18 protein-coding genes are annotated in these 26,886 nt (G+C 69.8%); 10 read left to right on the top strand and 8 right to left on the bottom strand.

Annotation, left to right across the window (positions count from 1 at the left end):
* A partial coding sequence (locus HLK59_RS11765) for an NAD-binding protein (RefSeq protein WP_171141309.1) occupies positions 1–1,688 on the bottom strand: 1,688 nt, incomplete at its 3' end.
* A 337-nt stretch (positions 1,689–2,025) separates the two neighbouring features.
* Here HLK59_RS11765 and HLK59_RS11760 point away from each other — a divergent pair.
* On the top strand, positions 2,026–2,952 hold the full coding sequence (locus tag HLK59_RS11760) for a permease (protein WP_171141308.1): 927 nt from the start codon (positions 2,026–2,028) through the stop codon (positions 2,950–2,952).
* On the top strand, positions 2,949–3,698 hold the full coding sequence (locus HLK59_RS11755) for a TIGR03943 family protein (protein ID WP_171141301.1): 750 nt from the start codon (positions 2,949–2,951) through the stop codon (positions 3,696–3,698). The genes HLK59_RS11760 and HLK59_RS11755 overlap by 4 nt, the downstream gene beginning before the upstream one ends.
* Before the next feature lie 3 nt (positions 3,699–3,701).
* Here HLK59_RS11755 and HLK59_RS11750 read toward each other — a convergent pair whose 3' ends face one another.
* Positions 3,702–4,547 (bottom strand): helix-turn-helix domain-containing protein, encoded by an 846-nt coding sequence (locus tag HLK59_RS11750; RefSeq protein ID WP_171141300.1) that lies wholly within the window; start codon positions 4,545–4,547, stop codon positions 3,702–3,704.
* Positions 4,548–4,645: 98 nt separating this feature from the next.
* Between HLK59_RS11750 and HLK59_RS11745 the strand changes: the two genes are divergently transcribed.
* The gene (locus tag HLK59_RS11745; protein ID WP_171141299.1) at positions 4,646–5,410 is read left to right on the top strand and encodes an NAD(P)H-dependent oxidoreductase; all 765 of its coding nucleotides are present in this window, start codon (positions 4,646–4,648) and stop codon (positions 5,408–5,410) included.
* 71 nt (positions 5,411–5,481) lie between these two features.
* Here HLK59_RS11745 and HLK59_RS11740 read toward each other — a convergent pair whose 3' ends face one another.
* The 5 genes from HLK59_RS11740 to HLK59_RS11720 form a co-directional block, all read right to left on the bottom strand.
* Complete coding sequence (locus HLK59_RS11740; RefSeq protein ID WP_171141298.1) at positions 5,482–5,769, bottom strand: zinc-ribbon domain-containing protein; 288 nt, start codon at positions 5,767–5,769, stop codon at positions 5,482–5,484.
* 349 nt (positions 5,770–6,118) lie between these two features.
* Positions 6,119–7,399, bottom strand: a complete 1,281-nt coding sequence (locus HLK59_RS11735) for a TIGR02679 family protein (protein WP_171141297.1) — start codon at positions 7,397–7,399, stop codon at positions 6,119–6,121.
* Positions 7,396–11,652 carry a TIGR02680 family protein gene (locus tag HLK59_RS11730; protein ID WP_171141296.1) on the bottom strand — a complete coding sequence of 1,419 codons (4,257 nt, stop codon included), beginning with the start codon at positions 11,650–11,652 and terminating at the stop codon, positions 7,396–7,398. Before HLK59_RS11730 ends, HLK59_RS11735 begins: the two co-directional genes overlap by 4 nt.
* Positions 11,649–12,974: a TIGR02678 family protein gene (locus HLK59_RS11725; RefSeq protein WP_171141295.1), complete on the bottom strand. Its 1,326-nt coding sequence runs from the start codon at positions 12,972–12,974 to the stop codon at positions 11,649–11,651. The genes HLK59_RS11730 and HLK59_RS11725 overlap by 4 nt, the downstream gene beginning before the upstream one ends.
* Positions 12,971–14,599 carry a TIGR02677 family protein gene (locus HLK59_RS11720; RefSeq protein ID WP_171141294.1) on the bottom strand — a complete coding sequence of 543 codons (1,629 nt, stop codon included), beginning with the start codon at positions 14,597–14,599 and terminating at the stop codon, positions 12,971–12,973. The genes HLK59_RS11725 and HLK59_RS11720 overlap by 4 nt, the downstream gene beginning before the upstream one ends.
* A gap of 233 nt (positions 14,600–14,832) precedes the next feature.
* On the opposite strand from HLK59_RS11720, the gene HLK59_RS11715 reads away from it, so the two are divergent.
* Entirely contained in the window at positions 14,833–15,477 is a 645-nt protein-coding gene (locus tag HLK59_RS11715) for a DUF433 domain-containing protein (protein ID WP_171141293.1), read from the top strand.
* Positions 15,474–15,944, top strand: coding sequence for a DUF5615 family PIN-like protein (locus tag HLK59_RS11710; RefSeq protein WP_171141292.1), 471 nt, complete (start codon positions 15,474–15,476; stop codon positions 15,942–15,944). Before HLK59_RS11715 ends, HLK59_RS11710 begins: the two co-directional genes overlap by 4 nt.
* 87 nt (positions 15,945–16,031) lie before the next feature.
* Here the strand turns inward: HLK59_RS11710 and HLK59_RS11705 are convergent, their stop codons facing one another.
* On the bottom strand, positions 16,032–16,784 hold the full coding sequence (locus HLK59_RS11705) for a hypothetical protein (RefSeq protein WP_171141291.1): 753 nt from the start codon (positions 16,782–16,784) through the stop codon (positions 16,032–16,034).
* Between the two features lie 472 nt (positions 16,785–17,256).
* On the opposite strand from HLK59_RS11705, the gene HLK59_RS11700 reads away from it, so the two are divergent.
* The 5 genes from HLK59_RS11700 to pglW all read left to right on the top strand — a co-directional run bounded on the left by HLK59_RS11700 (position 17,257) and on the right by pglW (position 26,882).
* Positions 17,257–18,045, top strand: coding sequence for a hypothetical protein (locus HLK59_RS11700; protein ID WP_171141290.1), 789 nt, complete (start codon positions 17,257–17,259; stop codon positions 18,043–18,045).
* A complete protein-coding gene (locus HLK59_RS52365; RefSeq protein ID WP_171141289.1) occupies positions 18,042–19,364 on the top strand; it encodes a 7-cyano-7-deazaguanine synthase in 1,323 nt (440 codons plus the stop codon). Before HLK59_RS11700 ends, HLK59_RS52365 begins: the two co-directional genes overlap by 4 nt.
* Positions 19,365–19,515: 151 nt before the next feature.
* Positions 19,516–19,929 carry a hypothetical protein gene (locus tag HLK59_RS11690; protein ID WP_171141288.1) on the top strand — a complete coding sequence of 138 codons (414 nt, stop codon included), beginning with the start codon at positions 19,516–19,518 and terminating at the stop codon, positions 19,927–19,929.
* Entirely contained in the window at positions 19,929–22,136 is a 2,208-nt protein-coding gene (locus HLK59_RS11685; RefSeq protein WP_171141287.1) for a caspase family protein, read from the top strand. The genes HLK59_RS11690 and HLK59_RS11685 overlap by 1 nt, the downstream gene beginning before the upstream one ends.
* Before the next feature lie 312 nt (positions 22,137–22,448).
* A complete protein-coding gene (gene pglW, locus HLK59_RS11680; RefSeq protein WP_346779708.1) occupies positions 22,449–26,882 on the top strand; it encodes a BREX system serine/threonine kinase PglW in 4,434 nt (1,477 codons plus the stop codon).
* Positions 26,883–26,886 lie beyond the last annotated feature (4 nt).

The following is a 26,886-nucleotide window of genomic DNA, read 5'->3' as shown; positions in this document are numbered from 1 at the left end:
CGAAACGCCTCCCCGACCGTCTTCCCCTCCAGCTGCGGATGCCCACCCACCTCGACCGCGGCGAACAACAACACCCGCCGCTCCACCGGAATCGCCCCCAGAATCTGCCGCCCCATCATCGCCCCGGCGAACGCGGGCGCGGCCAGATGAGACACACTCCGACTCCGAGTGGAGGCCTGCGGATGAGCCGCCCGCAACGTCCGGTACACCGCGGTGGCGAAGTCGTCGTCGTACAGCCGCAGCACCACCCGAAGATCCGGCCGCACGGACCGCGCGTACAACGCGGCCTCCAGATTCGTCGTATCCGCACTGGTCACCGCCAACAACGCATGCGCCCGATGCACCTTGGCAGCCTCCAGCACCCCTTCCTGAGTGACATCCCCGAGCACCACGGGCACCCGCAGCCGCCGAGCGGTCGCAAGCCCCCGGGCCTCGGGATCGGACTCCACGCACACCACGGGGATGTTCAGCTCCCGCAACCGCGTCAGCACCCGAGTACCGATCTTCCCCAGCCCGAGCAGCACCACATGCCCACCCAGCCCCCGCGGCGGCTTGCGCAACGCGGACGCGGTCCGGAAGGTACCCAGCGCCTCCAGCACCGCGGCCAGCAGCACCGGCAGCAACAACAACCCGACGAGCCCGGCGAGGAGTTGCAGGACCTGACGCCCGGTGGACGCGCCGAGCGCGGGATCGTTGATGGCGAAGAGATCGAGAAGGGTCATGTACGTCGCGTACAGCGGATGCTCCCCGGTCACCACCGTCAGCGCGACGGCGAGCGCGGCCACACACCCCACCAGACCGGCCAACGACCACCGCAGCCGCCGCGAGAAGAGCGAGGCGAACGGCGGCACGACACTGCGCCCCGGGGACATGGCGGGCGCCGCGTACGACACCTGCTCCAGCACCACGGTCCCGCGCCCCTCGGCCGCCCGCACCGCCGCCGCGTCCGGCAGCAGCTCGGGCCCCTGCTCGGCACCGCCCGGATCGGAACCGTCGGGCCCCGCGGTGCCGTTGCCGCTCGCGGACAGCAACGCCAGCGTGGCCAGCCCGGAACCACCGGCCCCCGGCGGCAGCTCCACCGCCCGCAGCAGTAACCCGTCCGTCTGCACGACCTTGCTGGTCCCGGCGACGGCACTGGCCACGAGCGCCGGCGCGGCCGTATCGGCGTCGGACAGGACGGTCGTAGAGGCATCGAACCCGGACCCGGACCCGGAGTCGCCCCCGGAGTCGGCATCCGGGCCGTCACCGGACGCCAAGGCCGCCGCCTGATCGAGGAGTTCCTCGATGTGCTGCCCCAACCGCCGGTTGTAGAGCCGCAGTACGAGCCGCAGCCGGGGATTGAGCCGGCGGGCGGTCAGGGCGGCACGGATGTTGGTCTCGTCGTCGTCGTACACGAGCGCCAGCGCGGCGGCCCGCTCCACCCCGGCGTCGGCGAGCACGGCCTCGGTCGCCTCGGCGGCCTCCAACTGCCGCTCCCCACCCGCGGGTTCACCCGCCGCCGCCCGGCCACCGGCGGCACTCACCATCCGGTCCAGCAACGCCGCCGAGGCCGCCCGCGCCCGCCCCACCACCGGCGGCCGCACACTCCGCTCGGACGCGGGCACGACGAGCGTGACCTGCTCCCCGTACACGCCCCGCAACTCGGCCGCCAGCCGATGCGCGAGCCCGTCGTCGCCGCACACGACCATGTGCGCGCCGCTGTCCCCGGCCTGACCTTGATTCGGAACGCTCGCCACGAGGGGAAAGACTGCCTTACCGGGACGGGAGGTTCCAGAAGACACTGAACACCCGTCCGCACCCCGCCGTACTGGAGGGGAGGGAAACCAGCATCCTTCGGGAGGTACCTCGCCCGTGGCCATCACCAAGCCGACGCCGAACCGCGCGTCGGTACCTCAGGTATCCCAGGAACCCCAGGTATCCCAGAAACCCCAGGAAGCACACGAACCCCACGAGCCGCCGGCTCCCCGAGCCCTCCCCGGACGCCCGGACGACGACCAACAGGCCCGCCACCTCAACTCCCCCCTCCTGCTCACCATGCTCCTGCTCCTGGCGCTGCTCATGCAGGGCCCGATCCGCGGGCTGCTCTCCACCCCGGTGATGCAGAGCTGGATGACGGTGTTCGTGGCCGTGGTCGTCCAGGCGCTCCCCTTCCTCGTGCTCGGCGTGATGCTGTCGGCGGCGATCGCGGTGTTCGTACCGGCGTCGTTCTTCGCCCGCGCGCTGCCGAAACGCCCCGCCCTGGCGGTCCCGGTCGCGGGCGCGGCGGGCGCGGTGCTGCCCGGCTGCGAGTGCGCGTCCGTCCCCGTGGCCGGAGCCCTGGTCCGCCGGGGCGTCGCCCCCGCCGCCGCCCTCGCGTTCCTCCTCTCCGCGCCGGCGATCAACCCGATCGTGCTGACGGCGACGGCGGTCGCGTTCCCGAACAACCCCGAGATGGTCCTGGCCCGTTTCGTCGCCAGCCTGCTCGTGGCGTGCGCGATGGGCTGGCTCTGGCTGCGCCTGGGCCGTTCCGACTGGCTGCGGCCGCCGGCCCGTGCGTCGTACGAGGGCCAGGGCAGGGGAGCGGCGTTCTGGGGGTCGGTCCGGCACGACGTGATGCACGCCGGCGGTTTCCTGGTCGTCGGCGCGATGGCGGCGGCGACGCTGAAGGCGGTCGTACCGGAGGAGTGGCTGCGTGCGGCGGCGGGGAACCCGTTCGTCTCCGTCCTCGCCCTCGCCGTACTGGCCGTCCTGCTGTCGATCTGCTCGGAGGCGGACGCGTTCGTCGCCGCGTCCCTGTCCCAGTTCTCGCTCACCGCGCGACTCGCGTTCCTGGTGGTCGGCCCGATGATCGACCTGAAGCTGTTCGCGATGCAGGCCGGCACCTTCGGCCGCGGTTTCGCGCTGCGCTTCGCGCCCGCCACGTTCGTCCTCGCGGTGCTGGTGTCGGTGCTGACCGGGGCGGTGCTGCTGTGAACAAGCACGCGCAGTCGGCGGTCATGTTCCTGCTCGGCGCGACCCTGCTGCACGCGGGCAGCACCGACCTGTACCTCAGATACGTCAAGGCGGGCCTGCGCCCGTTGCTGCTGCTCTCCGGCGCGGTCCTGATCGCGGCGGCGGTGGCGACGCTCTGGTACGAGCGGCGCGACGCCCAGGCGGAGCACGGGGAGCACGGGGAGCGCGGTGAGCCGGACCATGGGGATGGGGAGCATCACCGCGAACCTCGGATCTCCTGGCTCCTGGCCCTCCCCGTCCTCGCCCTCGTCCTGGTCGCCCCGCCGGCCCTCGGCTCGTACAGCGCGATGCGCACGGGTACGGCCCTGCAGCAGGCGTACGGCTATGAGGACCTGCCCGCCGAAGGGCCGCTCCGCCTCGGCGTGGCCGACTACGCGGGCCGCGCGGTCTACGACCACGGGCGGTCCATGAAGAACCGCGAGATCAAGGTCACCGGCTTCGTCGCCCTGGACCCGGCGGGCCACCCCTACCTGGTCCGCATGGCCCTCAACTGCTGTGCCGCCGACGCCCAGCCGGTGAAGGTCGCCCTCACCGGCACGATCCCGCCGGTCCTGCGCCCGGACGCCTGGCTGGAGGTCACCGGCACCTACACGCCCCGGCGGACGAAGGACCCGGTGAACAACGGCCCGATCCCGTATCTGAAGGTCACCTCGTCGCGACCGGTGACGGCGCCGACGGACCCGTACGACGAGACGTGGAACAAGTGACGGTCAGGCCAGTCGAGCGAGGGCGGCGGCCTCCGCGGTGCCGTCCGCCGCGCTGAACACATGCAGCACGAGCCCGGACTCACCCGGCCCGGCGGGCACATGCAGCGTCTCGAAGTCCAACTCCAGCAGCCCCGCGACGGGATGCCGCAGCCGCTTGCGCCCGGCGGCACACATCGTGACCTCGCCGGAGTCCCAGATCCGCCGGAAGTCCCGGCTCGCGCCGCCCAGTTCGGCGATCAGCGCGCCCAGTTCGCCGTCGTCCGGATACCGCCCCGCGGAGACCCGCAGCAGCCCCACGGCCTCGGCGGCCCGGTCCTCCCAGTCGGGATGGAGGTCGCGAGCGGCGGGATCGAGGAAGAGGAACCGCGCGTTGTTGGGATCGCGCCGCCCCGGCACGTCCAGGCCGCCCATGAGCGCGGCCCCCAGCCGGTTCCAGGCGACGACGTCGAGACGGTGGTCGGTGGCGAAGACGGGCAGCCGGTCCATGGCGTCGAGCGCGCGCCGCAGCCCCGGCCCGATCCGGGTGGCCGGCACGGGCTCGTGCCGCCCGGCGGCGAGGGTGTCGAGATGCCGCCGTTCCGCCGCGTCGAGACCGAGCGCCCGCGCCAGCGCGTCCAGCACCTCGACGGACGGCTGGGTGGCACGCCCCTGTTCGAGCCGGACGTAGTAGTCGACGCTGATCCCGGCGAGCTGCGCCAACTCCTCGCGCCGCAGCCCCTGTACGCGGCGCCGCTTCTTCCCGACGACCCCGGCCGCACCGCCGATCCCCGCCTGCTCCGGCGCGACCCGTCCACGACGGGCCCGCAGAAAACCACCGAGAGCCCGCTGACCGTCGTAGCTCACATCCATGAACTCCAGTATGCGTGGCCCTGCCAGTACCAGGACTGACGATCCGCCGGTCGAAGGGGGTTCTGGCCGGGACGGGGGAGCCGGGCGAACCTGACGCCATGAAGAAGAAGATCCTGATCGTCAGCGCCCACCCCGATCCCCGTTCCCTGAACAGCGCGTTGACGACGTTCGCGGCGGACCACCTCCGCGAGGCGGGCCACGATGTACGGCTCTCCGACCTCTACGCGATGAAGTGGAAGCCGACCGTCGACACCGACGACTACCCCGCCCACGACCCGGACCACCGCCTCCACATCATGCGGACCTCCGAACAGGCCACGCTGGAAGGTCACCTGTCCCCGGACGTCGCCGCGGAGCAGGACAAGATCCGCTGGTCGGACGCGGTCGTCCTACAGTTCCCGATGTGGTGGTTCTCCGCCCCGGCGATCCTGAAGGGCTGGATCGACCGGGTCTTCACCAGCGGCTTCGCCTACGGTCCTCAGGTCCCGCCACCGTACGGCGAGAGCGCGTTGACGGGCCGCCGTGCCCTGTTGTCGGTGACGCTGGGCGCCAGGGAGACGTCCTTCTCGGACCGGGGCATCCACGGCCGCCTCACGGACGTACTGCACCCCCTGCAACACGGCCTGTTCTGGTTCACGGGCATGACCCCGCTGGAGCCCTTCGCGGTCCACGACGCCAACGAGCTCCCGGCGGAACGCTTCCATGCGGCCCGACAGGCGTACGCGCGACGCCTGGACACCCTGTTCACCGCCGAGACCATCCCCTTCCGGTCACTGACGGGCGGCGACTACGACCGAGCGATGCGGCTACTGCCGGGCCGAGAGCGGCGAGGGACGGCGGGCCTGGCCCTGCACACCCACTAGCCGCCGACGACGGTCCGGGTCCTCAAGAAACCTCTTAAGGAAATCCGTTAGGGAGATCTGTTAGGGACAGCTCAGTGCTGGTAAGGCTGCTGCTGTTGCGGCTGCCCGTACGCCTGCTGCCCACCCACGGCCTGCGCCTGCAACTGCTCCGCCTGCTCCTTGGTGATCTTCTGCTCCACACCACAGAAGGTGCACTGCGTCGCGAACTTCGTCGAGAACGGGAACAGCGGCACAAAGAACAACGTGAACTTCGTGACCCGCTTGCGCAGCGTATGCGCCGCGGGATTACCGCACTGGCCACAGACGAGGGTGAGTATCGCGAGCTGATAGAGGTAGCCCTTGGTACCAAAGATGATCATGCGGGGTCCTTCCGGGGCGCTGCCCACCTGTCCGTCTGCCTGCCTGCCCACAAAGACTACGGCCGACCCCTGTGGCCCCCGCCACGCAAGCCACACCAAACAAAACAGGCGGGGCACCTAGGAACGTTCCTAGATGCCCCACCTGTGTTTCACCTGTCGGGGTGGCGGGATTTGAACCCACGACGTCTTCGTCCCGAATGAGGCTCGTCCAAGATCGACACCGGGTAGTTTGGCGTTTTGCCTGGTCAGGGTGTTGGGGTGGGACGGTCTTGGGCGGTGTGGGAGGGGCTCGGGGAGCGGATCGGCTCCCAGATGGCTCCCAGAGCCCGGCACGGAGGCGTCGACGTCCCTACGCCCGGCGTGACAGGTCGTCCACCAGGAGTTCGAGGGTCGCCTCCTCATGGAGCGCGACGCCGAGGGCGATCATGGCGTGGGCGAGATCCGGGTCCCAGTCCGCGTCGACCGGCTGGCCGTCGAGGGCCAGTTGAGGGATGCCCTCGGCTTGACTACGGGCGGCCAGGTGCTCGTAGTCCGCGGTGCCCATGCGCCACGGCCGGGCTTCGTAGCGGCGGATGACCCGGTTGGCCAGAGCGATCCCCGGCCAGTCGAAGTCGCCGTGGTAGGCGAAGCGGCAGCCCGTGGCGGCGAGGGCGTCGAGAAGCGTGAAGACCACGGTGGCGGCGCTGCCGGAGGTGCACACGAGGGGCTGGACGCAGGCCGCGTCCGCCGCGGCTTCCACCACGCGCGGGTTCTCACAGATGTGGATGAGCGTTCCGGTGGGGAGTCGCAGCCGGAGATCATGCAGGTCGCGTGGGGTGACGTGAACCTCGGCGTGATGGTCGGCCCGCTCCCGCAGGGCACGTTCCCGCCAGCCCTCGCCGTCGGGTCGCAGCCCGTAGGTGAGCACCGTGCTGGAGACCTCGTCCGGCGTGACGGACACCAGCCGCCACAGAGCGCGTCGGCCGGCCGCGTCGCCGGGGAACTCGGTGCCATGGGCGAGGGCGACCCCGCGTTGGACGAGGCGTGCGAGCCAGGTGCCGTCGTCCAGGCCGTGCGCGGAGCCTGTCGCCATGGCGGCGAGTTCTCCCCGGCCGCGTGTGCCATTGCGTTCAGGAACTTCGGGTCCGAGGAGAGCGGTGAGGACCTGGACCGCCTGCTGGAGTGTCCAAGTCGCCGCTTCGGGCGTCACTCCTCTCGGAACACCGGCACGGCGCAGCAGGTCGTACCACTGCCGCGGCCATTCCTGCTCGGCGAGCGGCGAGGCGTCCAGTGACGAAGCAAGGGACGACCACACCTGCTCCCTACGTGCCGCCACGTCCGCGCGGGCGGCACGGCGGTCGGTGAGTGGCGGGCCGAGTTCCTCCAGTGTCTGTCTGAGGCCGAGTCCGGCGGCCGAGGAGCGTAGCCGTGCGTCGAGCACGTCGAGCCGTATGGTCACGGCGGCACCTGTGAGGGGTTTGCCCAGCAGGAGAGACAGGTCGTTGCGTTCCTGGGCATTCATCGCGGTCAGCCGGAGCGAACCCGTGGCCTGTACGCCGTTGCTCTCCAGGCGTTTGCGTACGCTCTCCCAGAGCCGGGTGAGTCCAGGTCCCGTCAGCCAGTCGCGCGTTGCGGCGGGCAGCCCGCTCATACGGACACCAGACGCCGGTGCCGACCGTTCCAGGTGTAGTGCAGGGTGGCCACCCCGCGTACGTGGGGGTCACGGAGGCACTCGTAGATGTGCAGGGACGGAACCTCGGGCCAGTTGCCCATGAGCCGCTCGCTGGTGAGGACGAAGTCGAGATCGAGGTCGACGAGGATACGGCCCAGTCGGCCATGGGTGGGTTCATCGACTTTGGCGAAGGCGTCGTCCAGGAGGATCAGGCGCGGCGCGTGCGGTGCCGACTCGGCGAGGCTGGTGAAGTGGGCGGCAGCCGCGGCGAAGAGCACGAGGTAGGAGAGAACCCGTTGTTCGCCCTGGCTGAGACCGGTCCGTCCGGTCAGTTTCCGACGGCGGCCCGGAGCCGCGTCCTCGACCACGAAGGTGTGGAAGCGGAACCAGTCGCGGTAGTCCAGCGCGGTCCGCAGATGGGCGGCGTAACCGGCTGACGGGTCGGCACGGCGGGCGTCCTCGATCCGGCGTTGCAGTACCTCGCGCAGCTGCTCGGTCTGATCGCGAGTCCTGAGGCTCGACGGACTGCGCAGCAGCTCGACGGCCGCGCGCACATCCGCGTCCACGTCCTCGTCCAGTTTCCACAGCAGCTCGACGCCGAGGCCGTGGGAGGTGCGCACGGTCCGCAGGGTGTCGTTGAGAGCGGCGACCAGGTTCGCCGCGGTGATGACCTGCGCCGAGAGGTGGTCACCGAGCTCGCCGGTCAGGAACCGCTGGAAGACCTCACGTTCACGCTCGGTGAGCCGCCCCCGGGCCTCCGCCGCCTGCACGGCGATCCGCTCGCCCACGGCCGCGACGTCATGGGACCCGTGGTCGTCGACCAAGCGGCACACCTTGATGCCGTCGCGTTCCTCCAGCTGTGCGTCGTACCCGCCCGCCAGCTGGTCGCGTAGCGCGGTGTGCCGGATGAGCAGGGCGCTGTCCGACACCTCGCCCTTCGGGCGGCCGAGGGCCTGCTCCACGGCCTCGGCGAGGGTCCGAAGCGCTCGCAGACGGCTGCGCACGTCCGTGCCGGGATCGTCCGACATGTACTCAGGCAGCGAGGACCGGTCAAGACCGGCACCGAGCACCACCTCCGGTCGGCCGAGAGCCCCGCGCAGAGCGCTGCCGGTGTCGATGACCGCCGTCTCCTGGTCCGCCAGGGTCCCGCGCAGGCGTTTCTCGTCCTCTTCCGCGCGCACGCGCAGGTCGTGGAAATCGTCGCGAGCTCGTTGCGCCGCGGGGAGTGCTTGGACGGCGTTCGTGATGCGCTGCTTGGCGTCCTGTTCGCGGGAGAGGATCTCCTCCTCGGAAGACCCGATCGCCTCCTCTCGGGTGCGCAGGTCCTGCTCAGCGGTGCGCAGTCCGGCGAGGTGGAGCCGGTAGCTCTCGTCCGCGGCCAGGCGATCCTCCCGGGCGCGTCCGTACCGGTCGGCATCGGCCTGGTTCGTGCCGAGCCGCTCGCCCATGCCGCCGACGGCCCTGCGCAGATGCCCGATACCGCTGAGGAGGCCAGCCAGTGCGGTGCGCACACGGTCCAGGGCGGCAGGGTCGCCGGGCAGGTCGTGGGCGGTGGCGGTGGCCTCCGACTTGGTCCGCGCCGATACCGCGAGAGCGCGGGCCTCCTCGGCCAGCCGCGCCGCCCGGGTCGCCTTGGCGGTCAGGTCGCGCAAGGTCCGCTCGGCTGATTCAGTCCTGCTCCACGCGTCCGCGAGATTCCGTGCCCTGGGGAAGTCCCGTTCCGCGAGCGTGAGAGCCCGACGCATCGCATCGGCTACGGCGAGCTCCTCGCGGACATCGGCCAGCCGCTGTTCCGTATGCGCGATCCGCTCCTCCAGCTCGGCGAGGATGCGCCGCCGAGTCTCGGCGCGTACGGCGGCCCCCACATACTCGGTGTCGCCCTTGTCATGACGACCGCTGAGCACGCCCAGACGCCAACTGCCGTCGTAGAACACTGTGTTGTGCGCGGAGGTCTCCTGTGCCGATGCGAGTGCGATGCTGGCCAGGAGACCCCCCACCTGCTCGGAGGAGACGCCGCAACCCGGTTCAGGGGCTGGGCGCAGGGCCGAGGCGAGAGTCGGCCCGTCGGACAGCGAGGGACCCGGCTGGAGAAGGGTGTCCCGGGTGCGGGGATCGAGCAGGACGCCGTCCGCGCTCACCCACGCGTCCAGGATTCCGCTCGCCTCCAAAGCCCCTTCCAGGCCAGCACGTTCAGCCGGAGCCAGGTCGTCCACGAAGTCCACGAGCCGATAGAAGGGGGCTCCGCTGCCCGGTGTCCTCGCGGCGGCACGATGGTCCGGGGCCGGCGGCTCGGGGTCGGTACGTTGCTCCCAGTCCCGCTTCTGCCTCGCCAGGCGGTCGAGTTCCTCGCCGAGCCGGCTGACGCCGACTGCCAGGGCGTCCCGGAGTCCGGTGAGTTCCTCGCCGTACGGCTCCCACGCGGCCTGAGCTGTCCGCCACGCTTGGCTGTCGACGTCGGGCGGCAGCGTGCGGTCCGCGAACGGCGCGTCGGTGGAGGTCTCGTGGCCGACGGTGGCGTGGACGGCTTCCAGCGACGGGCAGTCGGGGCCCAGCGCAGTCCGCGTGCGCGCCGCCCACTCGGCGACTTGGCGGGAGTAGGCGCCGCTCTCCTCAGCGACCTTCTGGCGGCTGCCGTCGAGATGGCCGGCGGCGTCTTCCGCCTCGCCCTCCAGCCGTTCGCGCTCGGCATCGGCCTGAGCCGCCGCGGCCCGTGCCTCGTCCGCCCGTGAGATGAGGCGGGTCACCTCCTGAACCATCCGGGCCCGGTTTCTCGCGACCGACTCGGCGTCCTCCAACTGGTTCTGCCAGGACCGCAGCCCTTCCCGCGCCGTGACCGTGTCCACGCGGGCCACCGACCGGTGCCGTACGGTACGCGTCTCCCCGTCCGGAGTCGTCAGCTCGGTCTCGGCGGCCTGGGCCAGATCCGTGCGCGGCAGAGCCACCGCCTCACCGAGATGGCCGGTGGGAAGCCCGGCCTTCTCCGCCTGCGTCAGCAGCTCCCGGTGTTCGGTTCCCAGCTCGGCCAGTCGGCTTCCGAGGTGTTCGACACCTTCGGCCAGCCGCTCCGCCGAGCCCTCCTCCGCGTCGTGGGCGTTGTGAAGGGTGGTGAACACGGCTGCGGCGGCGGTGTGCAGCGCCTCCACCGTGCCGCGGCGCTCCGACAGTTCGCGCAGGCTGCGGTAGGCGTGACTGGCGTGCAGGGCGGCCAGGTCGGTCCGGGCGTTCTGTTCCTCGTCGCGCAGGGTCTCCAGTCGGCCCTCCGACTCCTCCTCCTGCGTCCTCAGGTCGCTCGTCCGCTGTGCGGCGTCTCCGGCCGCCCGGCGCCGCTGAGTCAGGACGCCCAGCTCGTGGCTCACTCTCTGGGCGGAAGTGCGCAGGACCCCGGCCAGGTAGCCGCGGTAACTGGTGAGGAACGTGCGCAAGGCCGCGTCGGTGCGTTCCAGGCGGCCGAGTTCGTCCCGTACGGCGTCGAGGTCGTGGAGGTTGCGCGCCACCTTCTCGACCACGTCCTCGTCGAGCCCCGGCAGGGTCTCGCTCAGCAGGGAGACCAGGCCCCCGTGTTCGATCCGGTCGCCGACCGTCGGGCGCCGCAGCCGGTGGAGGAGCTGGGTGAGGTTGCGGTAGCGCGTCGCGTCGGTGATGCCGAACAGTTCCCGGGCCACGCGCGAGCGGTGCTGGACCGCACGGTCGGTCGTGTTGTCGGAGCCGACGATCTCCTTGAGCCGGTCAACCGGCAGCGGCTTACCGGCCTCGACCAGGTGCAGGTCCTCACCGATCCGCAGCGGGGTGACGAAGAACGTCGGCACCGCCTTCTGCGTCGACTTCGAGGCGCGGATGGCGGCACCGAGCGTCAGGTGGCGGTGACCGCCGTCGTTGTCCGTGCCCCGGAACTCCACCCACAGGTACCCGAGACGGTTGGTCTGCTCGAACCCGTCCAGCATCAGCCACGCGAGCGTGGTCCGGCCGGTGCCGGTCGCGTCCAGTGCCCGGGAGTCGCCGTCCAGAAGATACGGGAGCAGCATCTCCAGGGCCTTGGACTTGCCCGCGCCGTTCTTGCCGCGCAGCAGCAGCCGTCCGTCGCCGAAGGAGAACTCCTGCTCGTCGTACTGCCAGACGTTCTGGATGCCCGCCCGGTGCAGCCGGAAGCGGGTGCCGCTGGTCGTTGCGGGGCCGGCGGCTGTCGCAGCGCCGGAACGCGGCAGCGGAACGAGGCCACGCGCGTCGGTGGTCATAGCGGCAACTCCTCTTGAACGTCCGTGCCTTTGCCGGCTGCGGTGGCCGGGCGCACCGTGACTTGGGTGGCGTAGCGGGCCGCTGCGGCCAGCAGCACCCAGCCGTCACCGCCGGGCCGTGCGCCATGGACATCGGTCACCGAGCGTCCTTCCGACGCCTCTTCGACGTACCGCTCCGGCAGTCCTTCGCCCTCGGCGCGCAGCCGGCCCGCGCGGGCCATCAGCCGCATGCGGACCAGCAGGTCCAGTACGGCCTCTCGCAGGGAGGGAAGGTCCTCCAGGTAGCCGCGTTGCCAGTTGCTGCGCTGCCCGTACTCGGCGATCAGCCCGACCAGCACCTCATCCACCAGGCCGTCCGGGACGGCCACCCCGATGACGAGCGTCCCGCCGGTCGCCGGATGCCCCGGTTCCTGCGGCCGAAGCCGTTCCACGAGCCGTTCCCCCAGCAGCAGCGCGGCCTGTGCGACGGTCCCGGTGCCTGGCAGGTGCAGATCCGTGAGCTCTTCCTCGGGGTCCACCAGCGCCACGCCCTCGGCACGGATCTCCATCTCCAGGCCCAGGAGTTCGGAGAAAGCCTGGGCTTCCCGGCGCTGCCGGGTGCGCAGCCAGTCACGCTCGGCGTCCGTCAGCTCGTCGAGGTGGACGACGGGTGTCTCGACGAGCATCCGGCGCACGTAGGTGCGTGGTCCGCCGAAGCCCGGGTCCGCTGCCTGCCGGACCAGGTCGGCGCCGTCCCGTGCCTGGGATAACGGGCCGGCGACGACCACGCGTGCCAGCTCCCGGTCTATCGTGATCAGGGCTTCTCCGCCCGCCTCCTGCGCAAGCGCGGCCACATGGCCCTCGGTCTCGATGAGCACACCCCAGTCGACGAGCTGGCGCAGAGCCGCGACCAGGGTCCGCTTCCCGGCCGCCCGGCCCGTTTCCTCCAGCTCGATCCCGGCGTCGGCTGCGGCAGCCCTGATATCGGCGACCAGATGTGACAGCAGCATCTGCCCGGGCGCGGTCACCAGCACGGACAGGGCCAGCGCGAGGCAGGCGTACGTGTGTGGGGTGAATGGGGTGCCGGTGGAGCGCTCCAGCCGATGACCCGAACCCGCCCCCAGCCCCGCCTTGAACAGCCGGGCGTAGGAGCTGTCGACCAGGAGGCGGTAGCCGAGCACCTGCTGGAACCGTTTGCCCAGCCAGTCGGCGTGCCTGCGGATCAGCGGGAAGAGGTCGGCGTGGGGGCCGTCCGACGCGATCAGCGGGTGGGCGAGCAGCAACCGGGCGGCGGTGCGGCGCTCGGCTGCCAGGGCTACGTCGTGAGTCGAGGGGAGGGTCATGACACGCTCGCCTCCGCTTCGCCGTCGACCGCGGCGGAGGTGCGACCGATGTCCAGCTCCAGGTCGTCCAGCAGCAGGTCGCCGTCGGCCGAGTACAGCACCGTTCGCGTGCCTGCCGTCCGGCGCACGGTGAGGCGGATACGCAGTTCGGCGTCTTCACTGCTGGCCGAGTCGAGGTCGAACCCCGCCGTCCACTCCCCGTCCGTGCTGACGGGCCTGCTGAGCTGTGCGTTTCCGAGCGCTGTGGCCAGCAGCTCCAAGAGCAGGCCGAGCGCCGCTGACGTGAGGCGTACCTCGGCGAACCGGCCGGACGCGCTGCGCAGTTCGTCGGCTGCCGCTGCTCTGGCCGCCGCCCGCTGACGGGCTGCCTCCCTCAGCAGCTGCTTCTGCGCGGAGTGGTCCTCCACCGCTGAGGCCCGGCCACGCTGGGCTCGGCTGCCTCTTTCGCGCAGGGCCACCGGCACCTCGACCACCGGACCGGTCCACCAGCTCGTGTATGCGGGCACCACCTCGTCGGTGGCCGGAGGTATGCCCAGATGGCGGGCGCCGTACAGCCCGAAGGCGGCGACGGCGATGTCGTGTGCGTCCCGCGGCGCCGCTTCGTCGAACCAGCGGGCCAACCGCAGCAGATCCTTGCGCCGGGACATCTCCCCGGTGGCCGATCGCAGCATCCGCTTGGCATTGGCGAGCAACGACTGCAACGCGCGCAGGGTGGCATCGCGTAGCTGGTCGACCTGGCTGCCCTGACCGTCGATGTTGCTGAACCAGCCGCGCAGGCCCTCCCAGTCCGCGAATTCGCGGCCCCGGCTGCGCTGGATCCGGACCTCCGGGCGGCTTTCGCCCTGCGCCTGCGCCGAGAGCCCGGTGAGCCCCTGGGCGTGGGAGTCCAGCCGGTCCAGCAGAGCCGGGATGTGCGGCCACAGGGTGTCCAACGCCGCCGAGATCCGGGGCGCGCGGAACGCCACGTCCTCCGTGATCGCCTCGACGTAGTCCAGGAGCAGCTCCTTGAAGCCTTGGTACTCGGCGCTGTCCAGGTCGTAGCGGGAGAGCACCTGGCCGAGGTAGGCGTAGAAGTCGCGTATGGAGTCCGCGAACTCGGTGAACTGCACGAACAGCGTGCTGATCCGCTCCAGTCCGTTCTGCGGCTCGACGCCGCCCGGCGCGGTCACGAGGTCGGCCAGCTCCCGTAGTCCGCGCTCAACCAGTGCCAGCAGTTCGTTGCTCACCTCGCGGGCGGCGTCGGCTTCGGCCAGGACTCCGTCGGCGTCCCGCTGGATACGTTCGCCCAGTTTCGACAGCTGGTAGCGCGAGCGGGAACGCTGGTACTCGCTGATGCTGGACGCGTTCACCGTGTGGCTGCTGCGGAGCAGGTTTCCCCACTGGACCAGCTGTTCCAGTCGGACCGTGAGGGTGTCGGCGTCGAGTCCTGCGGCGGAAGCACTGGCCTGGCGCAGTTTCGCCATGATGTCCGGGACGGCGAGGTCCGCCAGCAGCGTTCCGCAGAAGACCCGCATGATCGCGACGTGCTCCAGCCGCTCGGGCGCGCTGAGGTACGTGTACGCGTTCAGCCGCCGCCGCGCCTCCTCGTCGGCGTCCTGACCTGCACCGGATGCTGATGCCCCCATGCCCGTGAGGTTACGCGGCGCATACGGGCGCCGCCGGTGGGTGGCCGAAAATCCCACGGACGTGTGCCGGCATGTGGCGATTCCCGTGGCAGCGGCGTGCGCGGCATGGGGGCGTCCGGCGTCACTGGCTCACCCTGAATGGGCCCTTCGGTTTCTGTGCTGAGTGGCCTCCAGGAGAATGGGGTACGTTCAGGCCGATATCGATGGGGGCGGAAGACGGAAGGAGGCACGCGGTGTCGTACGAACCCAAACTTGCCGCGGCTCTTTCCGGCGCGACGCTGCGCCAGCTGTCCCACTGGCGCCGAGCCTCTGGGCCCAAGGGCGCCGTGCTCGTCCCCGAGATGTCCAGCGAGAGGCCGATCCTCTACTCGTTCCGCGACGTTGTCGCACTCCGCATCTGTGTGCAGCTGCGCGAAGAGGCTTCGTTGCAGAAGATCCGCCGTGCGCTGAACACGCTCCGGGAAGACCTCGGCGAGTCGAAGCACCTCTCCTCGTACAAACTTGTCGCGGGTCCGGACACGATCTATCTGGCTGAACCCGACCCCGCCGTAGACCTGATCAAGGGGGGCAACGTGGTCATCCACCAGATGGTGGATGTTCTCGCGCCCTTCTATAAGGACGGCCGTAGCATTCCCGCTCTGCTCACCCCCCGTGAGCACGTCGCGGTCGACGCGTCGGTCCGCGGCGGAGAACCGGTCATCCAAGGCACCAGGATCCCGGCGTCAGATGTCGCTGCCCTCGTAAGAGACGGCATCCCGCCGGACCAGATCGGTGAGTTCTACCCAGGAGTGACGGCAGAGGCCGCCCGGGACGCCGCCGACTTCAGCGAGTACGTCGACAGCTATGGCAGCAGCGAGCCCCGGCAGGTTGTCGCTTGAAACTGCTGCTCGACGAGAACGTGCCCCGCCCCATGGCCGAGATCGTGCGCATCCTGCTGAAGGCACATGAAGTCGTACACGTCCACGAGCTCAAGGGCTGGACGGGCACGAAGGACATCGAGCTGTACGCCAAGGCCAAGGCCGACGGCTTCGAGGTCGTCATCACCAACGACACCAAGCAGCTCAGCCGGCCACTCGAAGTGGCGGCCATTGCACAGTCGGGCCTGCATCGCATCGAGTACCGCCAGAACAACAAGCACGGTGGCTTGGTGGGTCTGGGCACGGCGATCGCCACTGTTTGCGCGGCCCTTCCTCACGCCCTGTCCGAACTCGAAACAGCCGACGGCCAGCGTCTCGTCGCCCTGACATCGATCGACCCGACCCGGCAGAACCGGCTCCGGATCACGGACCCGGCCGTCGCCCCGCCGAAGCACTGGCCGAGGCGCAATTCGACCGCTGAGTCCTGACATCTCGATACACGAGGGCTCCCGGCCAGTAACCCTTTGGAATCGATGAGGGGAATGACCTGGCATCGCTGCCTGCGCTTCGTCTCATCAAGACTCACTGCCGAGCTCTTCCTGGAGCTCGGCGATGCGTTGTTGGGTTGCCGCCGCGTTCTTCTGCTGACGGGTCAGCTTCGCCTCAGCGGCTGCCAGTTCCCGGGCGAGCCGCTCCCGGTCAGCTGCCGCCCGCTCACGGATGGTCCCGTCATCGCGGTACGCCGGCCCTACCCGCTCACTGCTCACTACGCCGCGACGCTCTCCGCATTCTGGGCAGTCGACGACGCGGGTGGAGACGCGGGTGTTCTCGCGATGCTGAATGTAAGGCACCACGTGGTCGCAACGGAGAGTGAGATCCCAACTATCGAGGTCCTTCTTGCGTTCCTCCCGTGAGGGCCAGGAAGCGAACAGCTTGGCGAGCTTCTCCAGCTGCTTCGGCCCCATCGGCGGTGGCGGGCAACAGAAACAGCAGTGCGTTACCCGAGAACCGCTGACGGTCCACCGGGCGGCCCGGCAGTCGGTGTGCCGCTGGCGGAACTTCTGGTTGGCTTCCTCGTATTCGCGCTTCTCCACCTCGGACAACTTCATGAGGGGTGGCCAGCTCCCCAGCTCATCCGTCATGGGCAGCCCGCAACCGCGGCAGGGCTCACCGGCCACGTACTCCGCCCAGCTGAGGCGTGTATCTTCTCGCTCCCACTGCTCATCCCGCTCGCGGCGCCGCCGGTCATCCGTTTCTGCTTCGAGGGCCGAGCGCAGAGCACGCTTGGCGGCTCGTTGCCGCTTCTGCTCCTCCGTGAGCTTGGCCATGGGCTTCACCCTCCGCTGCGCCGGGTTCCTGTGCACGACCGCGGAATCCATGCTGGCGTGGCCGCCCCGTTTGCCGGCTGCCCGTGTGCCGGATGACAACTTGCGACCGGGCTCGGATCGCAAGCGGCCTTCAGGCGACTGATGGCGTCCGGTGCGGGCAGTTGGAGGTTGCTGATTTGACATGCTGTCAGCGAGCCCTCTACAGAGGGCATGAACAGCAGGGCATATGACGCAAGGGGCAATCTTGCCAGCCCGGCACCTGCCCTGAACGGGGATTTGCGTGATGTCTGTGACTCAGCGCTACGGCTGGTCACGCTTCCAGGTGTAGGTGTCACGGGAAGTGATGCCCCCCCCGGCTGTTTCAGCACCTGGCTGGTCCGTGAGGCCCTGGCCGAGTCCCGCCCTACCTGGGGATCGTCCGGTCTGATGCCATGGACGAAGTGCAGGTTGGAGCACCATCGTTGGGGGCGATGTGGGGACATCCACGCGATGGAAGGGGCCGAACGGCGATCCGTGGAGCTCCGCCGGGAGGCGGCTGGCGCGCTGGCGGGATGATTCGCGCAACGCGGATCAGCGGCTGGAGGAGATCGCGGCGGACCACCTGAGCGCCCTGCACGAGACACTCCGTGCCGATCGATCGGCCTTCGGGTTGTACGACACGGCCTGTGCGGCCGGTGAAAGGCTCGCCGGGGCTCTGGGATCGCTGGCCACAGAGGGCGCGGAGTCGGAGGACGCGCTCGTCGCACGTCTCGTGTCGGAGGTCGGAGGGGACGGCGGCACACTCGCCGACGCCGCGGTGCGCAGGGGGATGGCCGCGGCGGTCCGCGATGTCCGGAGCAGACATCCCGAGCTGGACGACGCCATGGGCGGAGGCGCCGCCGGCGGTGGCTTCACCTGGGACATCCTGTGCGACCTCTACCAGGTGTTCTTCGCCGACATGGTGGGGGAGTTCCTCAGGTCCGTTGTCGCCGAGCACGTCAAGCTGGCGGTCCCGGTGCTCATCGCGACCGATCCGGAAAGCAGGATCGCCGACTGGGTCGCGGAGAAAGTGGTGGACCTGGTGCCGAATCCCTGTGAGGAGTCCGCCGAAGCGACAGACCTCGCACAGGCTGTGGATACCGCACAGTCGGTGGTGGGCGCTGTGCAGGATCCGGCGGCTGCACTGCCCAAGATCGCCGAGTTGTTGGTACCGCGGGCGGTCGGAAAGGCGCTTGGCCTGATCACTGAGGAGATCACCGGAGAGGAGGGAGCTGCGGCGTGACCGATTCCGACGACTTCCTGTGGTGGCGCGGCCCCCAGGGCGACCGACCTCGTGGCGACCGCTGGACGGAGATCGGCGAGGAAGCCTTCCAGGAAAAGGAGCGCCGCATTACTGGCCGGCACCATCTGCCCGGTCCCGTCCCCGACTGGGCCGAGGATCTGTTTCGCGTCGCCAGGGCTGCCTTCATCGCCGACAAGTACGTACGCCGGACCGGAGTACGGGACCGGTGGACCCGGTGTATCAGCCTCGCCGTACCCGTAACGGAACACGAGCGATGGGGAAGCGCAGTAGTCCGTACCCACCTCGCTGCGCTTCTCCAAGTCCTCACCGGGGACCTATGGAATGTGGAATTCCGGCCTCTCACCGGTCACCACGTCGAGGAGGCGCTGGTCTCTCCGGACGACCCGCGCGCCTCGGAAGTCGCCTTGTTCTCCGGTGGATTGGATTCGCTCAGCTGGGCCGCCACCCGTTCGCGCGCCGACGGCTCCCGACCGCTGCTGCTAGTGATGTTCCGCGAGATCGGCCTGCTGCGTCTCCAGCAGCGGGTGTACAAGGCCGTCGAACGACTGGGCGGAACACGACCGGTGCTGCTGTTGCCGATGAGCCAGACCCCGGCGGGCGACGGCTCGGGGCTACGGCTGGAGACCTCCTCCCGCACGCGTGGCCTGCTGTACGCGGCGGGCGCGATCCGCGCCGCTACTGCACACGGGGTGGACACCGTCCACATCCCCGAGAACGGCCAGCTCGCTCTCAATCCGCCCCTGACACCAGCGCGTTCGGCTGCTTGCTCCACACGTTCCGTGCACCCGCGGACGCTGGGTAGTCTGAACGCCTTGGTAACTGCCGTGAGCGACACGGAGAGCACGGTGCAGGTGGTCAACCCCTTGGCACAGCTCACGAAAGGCGAGGTGTGCAAGGCCGGACGTACTGCGGGCCTCACCCCGTCCGACCTGGAGTCCACTCTGAGCTGCGGCAAGCCGCCAACCCGCCGCAGCGGCGGCCCTCCCATCGCCAACTGCGGCGTCTGCTTCCCGTGTCTCGTGCGTCGCTCCGGACTACTCCACGCCAACGGCACTGACGGCACCCGGTACGAGGCATTGCCGTGGGCGGACGGTCTACCGCTTGATCGAGGTGCCGACTGGCGGGCGTTGCAGCGGTGGCTGCTGGGTCAGTACACCCTTACGGATGTCCTCACCGATACTCCGCTGCCGCGGGACATGGATCCGGCGGTTGCCTTCGACTTGATCAGGCGGGGGAGGGAAGAGCTGGAGCGCTTGCTTCGGATCGCGGCTGTCGCGGGGGACGCTGACGCGGCGTAGGCGGCAACCTGGAGTGAGAGCCAACAGCGCATTTACGAAGGCCAGTTGGGACGTACTCTTCTCTCCGGGCTGAGAGCTGCGGCAGGAATGACGGTCTGTATCCGTTCCTTGCCGTGAGCGTCGGGCAGCAGAGGCAACAGGGGGAGACGTCGTGGAGATCCAGATCACTGTCGATGCGCAGGGCGACGACGCAGCGGCACATGATCTGTACTACTGGCTCCGCCAGGATCACGAACTCCGGCGTCACGCGGAGGTCCAACTGGCACGAGCCCACGAAGCCTCTGACCGCATGAGCGCGGGCGAGATCATCAACATGTTCGTCAGCAACGGCATTGCTGCTGCGAGCTTGTTGGTGAACATCGTGGTCGCCTGGCGAGCGGCCCGCCCTTCGCCGCCGGGAGCCGTGACTTTCGAACGCGGAGGCATGACGGTGACCGTGCACGATACGTCGGACGAAACCTTGCGCCGAGTCGCAGTGCTGTTGGCTCCCGAACCCCACAGGGGGAACCCGGAACTCGCTGGTCCGGGACAGCCGTCCGCCACGTCAGTTTCGGGGAATCGGTGATGGGGCTGCCTGACCCTGAGGCAACACGTGTGGTGCTGATCGGCGCGGACGAGTACCAGAACTTCCCGGACCTGCCGGCGGTGCGCAACAACCTCGCCAGGCTGGCAGAGCTGTTCAGGTCCTCGGACGTAGGAGGTATACCCACAGGACATTGCGTGACGGTGTGTAATCCTGCCGGTTACGAGGAGGTACTCGACGTCGTCCACCAGGCCTCGAGCGAGGCGACGGACACGCTGGTGGTGTACTTCGCCGGCCACGGTTTGCGATCGCCCGATGGCCTTCTCCACCTCGCACTGGGCTATTCCGAGCAAGGCCGGAAGCTGTACAAGTCGGTGGCGTTCAGCCATCTCCGCGCCGCAGTACTGGAAAGTACGGCGCCCAGAAAGGTCGTGATCCTGGACTGCTGCTACAGCGGTGCCGCTCTGGAGGGTTACATGGGCGGGGCGGACGACTTTGCGGACCAGACCGCCATCGAGGGCACCTGTGTCATGACCGCCTCGGCCGCGACGCAGGCCGCCATGGCTCCTGCGGACGCGCGTTACACCGCGTTCACGGGTGAACTCGTGAAAGCCATTTCCGAGGGTGTCCCAGACGTGCTCGGTCCACTCGACACGAACTCCCTCTATCGTCACGTCAGCCGCGAACTGTCGTCAAAGGGCATGCCCAAACCTCAGCAACGCGCCGGTGACCAGGGGCACACGATCGCGCTGTTCCGAAACAAGTGGAGGCCGCCTCAGGAGAAGCCCACGCTCGCGGCACTGCGTGAGGAGTGGTTCCACGCTATCCAAGAGGGGTTGCTCTGGCATGTCAGGAATATCCCGGCACTTGGCAAGGGCCGACTGCGCACCGACTTCGGCGCGCCCAATCTCGTCGGATCCCTGCTGGTAGTGCGAATCGCCGCCCAGCTCGCTCGTGGTGAGAGCACAGCGCATATCCGTGACACGCTCGCCGACAGCCCGTTTTTCACTGCGCCTGGCCCCGACCGCGATGAGCTCACCGAACTCATCGCCAAGGTCCAGTCCGGCTTCGAGCGGGACGGGCTGGCCACCACCGTGGTGGTCCTCGACGGCCTGGGACTGATCCCCTGGAGTCCGGAGAGCACGGACATGCTCCTCCTCGAATACTGGACTGCCCAGCGAGGACGTACGGTCTTCCGCACACGCGTGGAGCGTGAACTGAGGGAGTTGTGGGACAGCACTGACACGCGTGTTCATGAGGCACTCTCGGCGTTGCCGTCCTCCCCGCTGGAGGCATACCCCGACGTGTGGGAGAGGCTGAAAGACGAGCCCGACTTCCGTGTCGGAAACGTAGGAGCCTTGGTGCTCGGGGAGCGTGGTGGCGGCGACCGTGCCTGGGATCGGTGGAGGTCCACCCGTACCTGGAGCATTCTCAAGGCGCGCCACTTGGTCCGCCTCGGCGGAGATCTCGCCCGCTGCCAGGCCGCGCAGCGTGCTCTCGGGCGCCTTCTCGATCAGGCTCCCCCCGGCGATGAGTTCAGCGGTGTTCTTGAGCGGGCTGAAAAGATCATTCAGGAGCAATTGGAGCACATCGCCCTGGCAGTGGAGGGTATGAGTGCCATCGAGTACGAGCTGGTGCGCGAGCGCAGCCGGGACGAGCACTTCCAGGACAGGTGTCTCGTCACCTTCCAGCAGTATCTGCGGGGGCGGTACCGATCCTTCGACCCCTTCCCCGAGCACGTGACCGCACACGGAATGTGGGGCCCCCTTCCATGGTGGTCGATCGCCCTGCACGGCGAGCGCGAACAGTCGGCGGCGCAGGAACTGCTTGCCCGCGGTGGCATGCAGATGGGCGTCACCGCGAAGAGCCGTGACGCCGACGAGGTCGTCATCACCTGCCAGGAGCCCGGCCCCGGCCCCTCGCGCGTCACAGCGCGTCTCGGCTTCGATCTCCTCGACGCCGTACACGCCTGTGAACTGCTCCTTCTTGCCCGCCGACAGTCGGTGACGGTGGATTTCGTCACGGAACACATCGACGAGCGGGACTACCACGAGGTCAACCTCATCGGCACGTTGGCCATCGACATAGGCGCCGACACCGGAGCCGTCCTTGCCGACATCGCAACGCGTGCCCTGCGCCGGCTCCTGCCAGGCGCATCGGGCTCGGCGTTCCACGATGAAGCGATCCCGTCGCTGGAGAGCCTTCTGAAGGCATCACGGCTCCCGCGGGTCTGCCGCTACCCCAGGTAGCGACGAGCCTGGACACCCCCTTGCGGTCCGGGCCCAGTCTCTTCGGCTTTGTGGCGGGGGTGCGCGTGCGTTCGCTCCTGCCGCTGCACACGTCGTCGTACATGCTTCCGATGCCGCGCCAGGGCGCCACTGGCCCGCGTGGTCGTACGGCGCATGCGGTCACCGCCAGTGCGTGGCCGAGACGGCATGGACCCGCGCCTGACGAGGGCTCGTCCTCCGTCCACAAACCGGTCTCGGCCGGTTCCGTGCGCGATAGGCTCGACCAGGCACTTTGCACAGTGGTCCGTGAGGAAAGCCTGGGGAGGCCGGACGGTGACAGCTCAGGGAGGCAGGTCGGCACCGGGGGCCGGTGCGCCCAAGCCGGGTCCGCCGCGCCCTGCCCGCCAGTGGTTCCAGGAGCGCCCCTCGCCTTATCCGTGGGAGCAGGACGCACTGGACCAGGTGCGCGCGCTGATGCCGCAGGCCGAGCCCTACCGTGCCTGGGCCACGTTCTCCTTTACCGCCATGTCCGGCCGGGTCAACGAGTGCGACCTGCTGATCGCCGTTCCTGCCGGTCTGTTCCTCGTCGAGATCAAGGGACACCCAGGGCGGCTCCGCAACACCGGGTCGACCTGGAACTTCCAGGGGCCCGACCGCATGCGGACCATCAACAACCCCCTGCACCTGACCGACCTGAAGTCCAAGGAGCTGAAGAGCCAGCTCCAGTGGGCGGCGCGCAAGCTGGGCATCTCCGAGCGGGCGGTACCGCGCGTCGAGCCCGCGGTGTTCCTGTCATCGCCCGACCTGGAAAGCCATCTGGACGAGGTCCAGCGGATCAAGGTCTACGGCCGTGACGACGGCGGCAGCGGCCTGAAGCGGATCTGGCAGGATTTCCTCGGCCTGCCCCCGGACCGTCCCGAGCGACGCGTCACCCCGGAGTTCTCACGGCACACCCTGCCGCAGCTGCTCAAGGCGATCGGCATCCGCCAGTCCACGGCCCACCTCCGTTTCGGCGATGCCTGGAAGATGGAGCCGCACCCGCTCGACGCGGGACCGTCCTGGGAGGACCGTCTGGCCACCCGGGACGACGGGCTCGTCCAGGAGGAGGGCCGCGTCCGTATCTATCTGGTGAGCCAGATGGCGACGGAAACGGCCCGCAGAGCCACGGAACGGGCCGCACGCCGCGAATACCAGGTGCTGCAGGGCATCACGCACCGCGGCATCGTCGACGCCCTCGACTACCGCGAGCACCAGGGCGGACCGGCGATTCTCTTCCGGCACCGTCATGGTGATCTCCGCCTCGACCAGTACCTGGACACCTATGGTGGCAGGCTCACGCCCGAGATCCGTCTGGACCTGGTCAGGCAGCTCGCCGAGGCGGTCCGTTACGCGCACAACCGCTCGCTCTACCACCGGGCCCTCGCGGCACGCTCCGTCTACGTATCGTTCCGGGCCGACGGGGCGGGCCCCGAGCTGCGGATCACAGACTGGCAGACCGCGGCTCGGGACTTCGACAGCAACGCCACGTTCTTCCGCTCCATCGGAGGCTCCGCCCTCGACGCCGCCCTGATCGAGGACGCGGCCCGCGTCTATCTCGCCCCTGAGTCGGACCAGCCGTACGCGGACCCGGCCGATCTGGACATCTTCGGCCTCGGTGCCGTCGCCTACCTGATCCTCACTGGCCAGCCCCCGGCCACCCAGCGCAGCGGCCTGGCCGAGCGGCTCCGCACGGATGCGGGGCTGCACTTGTTCGCGGTGACCGACGGCCTGCCCGAGGCACTCGACGACCTGGTCTTCCGGGCGACCCGAGCCGACGTCAACGAAAGGCTCGGATCGGCCGAGGCGTTCCTGGACCTGCTCGACCAGGCGGAACGCGCCAGTATCCTCCCGGACTCACCGGCAGCGGCCTGCGTCGACCCGCTGGAAGCGGTGCCCGGACAGTCGCTCGACGCGGAATGGTCGGTCCGCCGTGTCTTGGGCACCGGCGCCACCGCCCGCGCCCTGCTCGTGGAGCGGGCCACCGAGGACGAGGACGGTCGCACCCAGATCGACGAGCACGTCTTCAAGGTCGCCCTCGACGAGGAGAAGGCCGGGCGGCTGCGCGCCGAGGAACGGGCGCTGCGCAAGGTCGGCGGCGGCTCCGTCGTCCAGCTGCGTGGAGAGGGGCTGCGGGAACTCGGCGGGCGGACCGTCCTCGAGCTGGAGTACGCCGGCGAGCAGTCGCTCGGCGCCCGCCTGCGCGGCAAGGGGCGGCTGACTTACCACGAACTGGAGCGCTTCTCCGACGACCTGTTCCACGCCCTCGACCAGCTCGCCGCGCAGGGCGTACGTCACCGCGACATCAAGCCGGACAACCTCGGCATCCAGCGCCGCAAGGACCGCACCTGGCAGCTCAAGCTGTTCGACTTCTCCCTGACCGACGCCTCCGACCGGGACGTGAAGGCCGGTACGCGCGGCTATCTCGATCCGTTCCTCGGCTCGATGCGCCGCGCCCACTACGACGACCACGCCGAGCGGTACGCCGCGGCCGTGACCCTCCACGAGATGGCGAGCGGCGAGCGCCCCTTGTGGGGCGAGGGACAACTCGACCCGCTGACAAACGAGTCGGCACAACTGCACATCGCCACCGAGCTGTTCGAGCCCGCACTGCGCGACGGACTCACCGCCTTCTTCCAGCGTGCGCTGCACCGGGACACCGAGTACCGCTTCGACACTCTGCGGCAGATGTGGGACACCTGGCGTGCCGTGTTCCGGGCGGCCGACGCGACTGCGCCCGCCACGACTCCCTCCACCGTCGGCACGTCGTCCGACGACCCGGAGGAGGCCCGCGACCGCGCTGCTGCGGCGGCCGAACTGACGACGCCGCTGGAGGCCGCTGGGCTGTCCCCTCGTGCCGTGTCGGTGGCCGGCGGCCTGGGCGCCACCACGGTCGGCCAGCTGCTGGACATCCAGCCGTACGCGATCTCGAAGGCTCGGGGCGCGGGAGCCTTGGTCCGCAAGGAACTCAACCGGCGCCGCAAGCAGTGGGCGTCCGCGCTGCGCCCGGCGGCGTCCCACGCACCCCCTCGGCGCACACCCGACGACACTGCCCCCACGCCACCGACCCTCGGTTCCGACGAGGTCCGCATCCTGTCGATAGACGACATGGCTGCCTTTCTCGCTCCCGAGCCCGGCCGCAAGGGCTCGCACCGCGCTGAGGTCGTACGCCTCACCCTGGGGCTGCCGCCCGAAGACGGCGGACTCTCCCCCCTCGGCTTCTGGCCCGTGCAGGCCCGGATCGCCGATCACCTGGGCATCAAACAGACATCCGTCTCCCGGCACCACCGCATCGAGATCAGGAAATGGGCGGAGACGCACTGGCTGGCGCCGGTCCGCACCGAGCTGACCGAGATCATCCAGTCTGTCGGCCGGGTGATGACCGCCGACGAGGCCGCGGTCGAACTGCGGGCCCGGCACGGCGCCGGGTCCGACACGGCCGAGCGGACCTTCGCCGGCGCCCTGGCCGTCGTACGGGCCGCGACCGACGCGGAGACCGCCGAACGCCAGGACGAGGACGCCGCCGAGCAGCACGAGCCCAGGTTCGCCGTGCACCGGCGTGGCGACACGGTCCTGCTCGCCTCCGAGTCTCTGCCGGGGGCAGACGATCCCAGCCCGCGCGAGCTGGCGGACTACGCGGCGCTCCTCGGCCAGGCGGCCGAGCGGCTGGCCGGACAGGACCCCCTGCCCGGTCGCGGCGAGGTCCTGCGCATCCTGCGGTCCGTGCCTGCGCCCGACGGACTGGCCCCGCTCGCGGACACCCGCCTGGTCTCCCTGGCCGCCGCGACAGCTCCAGGCGTCGCGGCCACCCCCCGGCTGGAGCTGTATCCGCGTGACCTGAGCCTGGAACGGGCACTGCGGATCTCCCAGGCGGGCGCGGGCATCCGCCGCGACCGGGGGATCACCGTCGGCGAGCTCGTGGCCCGCCTGCGCGCACGCTTCCCCGCCCTGGACCTGCTGTCGGGTGGACAGGAACCCACCCACGTGGAGCTGCTGGACGCCTTGGAAGGCGCGCGCTTCGACCTCGTGTACGACGACGAGGCCGAGAAGTTCATCCCCAGGCCGCCGGAGTCGGTAGGTCCGTGGAGCTCCACCGGCGCCCTCACCAGCTACCAGCCGCCCACCCCCCGCACCCGCGCCGACCGCGAGGACCCGCACGGCCCGCTGCGCGACCGGCTCACCGGGCTGGCGGAGCGGGGAGGGTTCCTCGCCCTCACCGTGAAGGGAACGTCGTTCGCGGGGGCGGCGGAGGCGGTGGCTGCCGCCTTCCCGGTCGAGGCGGTCGACCTTTCGGCTGTGTTCCTCACCGCCTTCCGTGCCCTGGCTGCCGAGAAGGGGCAGGACTGGGAGAAGGTCCTGCGCGCCGACAGCCTCTCCACTCCCGGTGGCATCAAGCCGGGACTGGCGTCCTTCGTGCGGGTGGTCTGGCAGCGCGTGGAGCAGACGGTGCTCGCACGGGCCGACGCGCCGCGCACTGTCTTGTTCCTCCACGACGCGGGACTGATCGCCCGTTACTGGGACGAGGGCGGTCACGCCTTCCTGGTCCGGCTCCAGAACGCGGCCCGCCGCCCGGCCGACGTGCCGCACGGCCTGTGGCTGCTGTGCCCGGTCGAGAACCGTGCCCAGGGCGCGGCACTCGACGGCCGCACGGTTGAGGTGATCGGTGGGGACGGGGAAAAGGAGCCTCTGGACGGGGAGTTCCTCAAGTCGCTGGAGCCGCTTCGGGGGTGAGCCG

It is taken from the genome of Streptomyces sp. S3(2020), assembly GCF_013044505.1.
Taxonomy (GTDB): domain Bacteria; phylum Actinomycetota; class Actinomycetes; order Streptomycetales; family Streptomycetaceae; genus Streptomyces.
Note: the sequence above shows the minus strand (reverse complement) of the source record. Positions and strands in the feature narration are given on the sequence as shown.

Excerpts from the sequence above, each read along its gene's own strand:
- HLK59_RS11750 (WP_171141300.1), bottom strand. The coding sequence starts at position 4,547 with ATGGATGTGAGCTACGACGGTCAGCGGGCTCTCGGTGGTTTTCTGCGG.
- HLK59_RS11740 (WP_171141298.1), bottom strand. The coding sequence starts at position 5,769 with ATGATCATCTTTGGTACCAAGGGCTACCTCTATCAGCTCGCGATACTC.
- HLK59_RS11745 (WP_171141299.1), top strand. The coding sequence starts at position 4,646 with ATGAAGAAGAAGATCCTGATCGTCAGCGCCCACCCCGATCCCCGTTCC.
- HLK59_RS11725 (WP_171141295.1), bottom strand. The coding sequence starts at position 12,974 with ATGACCCTCCCCTCGACTCACGACGTAGCCCTGGCAGCCGAGCGCCGC.
- HLK59_RS11685 (WP_171141287.1), top strand. The coding sequence starts at position 19,929 with ATGGGGCTGCCTGACCCTGAGGCAACACGTGTGGTGCTGATCGGCGCG.
- HLK59_RS11720 (WP_171141294.1), bottom strand. The coding sequence starts at position 14,599 with ATGGGGGCATCAGCATCCGGTGCAGGTCAGGACGCCGACGAGGAGGCG.
- HLK59_RS11705 (WP_171141291.1), bottom strand. The coding sequence starts at position 16,784 with ATGGCCAAGCTCACGGAGGAGCAGAAGCGGCAACGAGCCGCCAAGCGT.
- HLK59_RS11735 (WP_171141297.1), bottom strand. The coding sequence starts at position 7,399 with ATGAGCGGGCTGCCCGCCGCAACGCGCGACTGGCTGACGGGACCTGGA.
- HLK59_RS11730 (WP_171141296.1), bottom strand. The coding sequence starts at position 11,652 with ATGACCACCGACGCGCGTGGCCTCGTTCCGCTGCCGCGTTCCGGCGCT.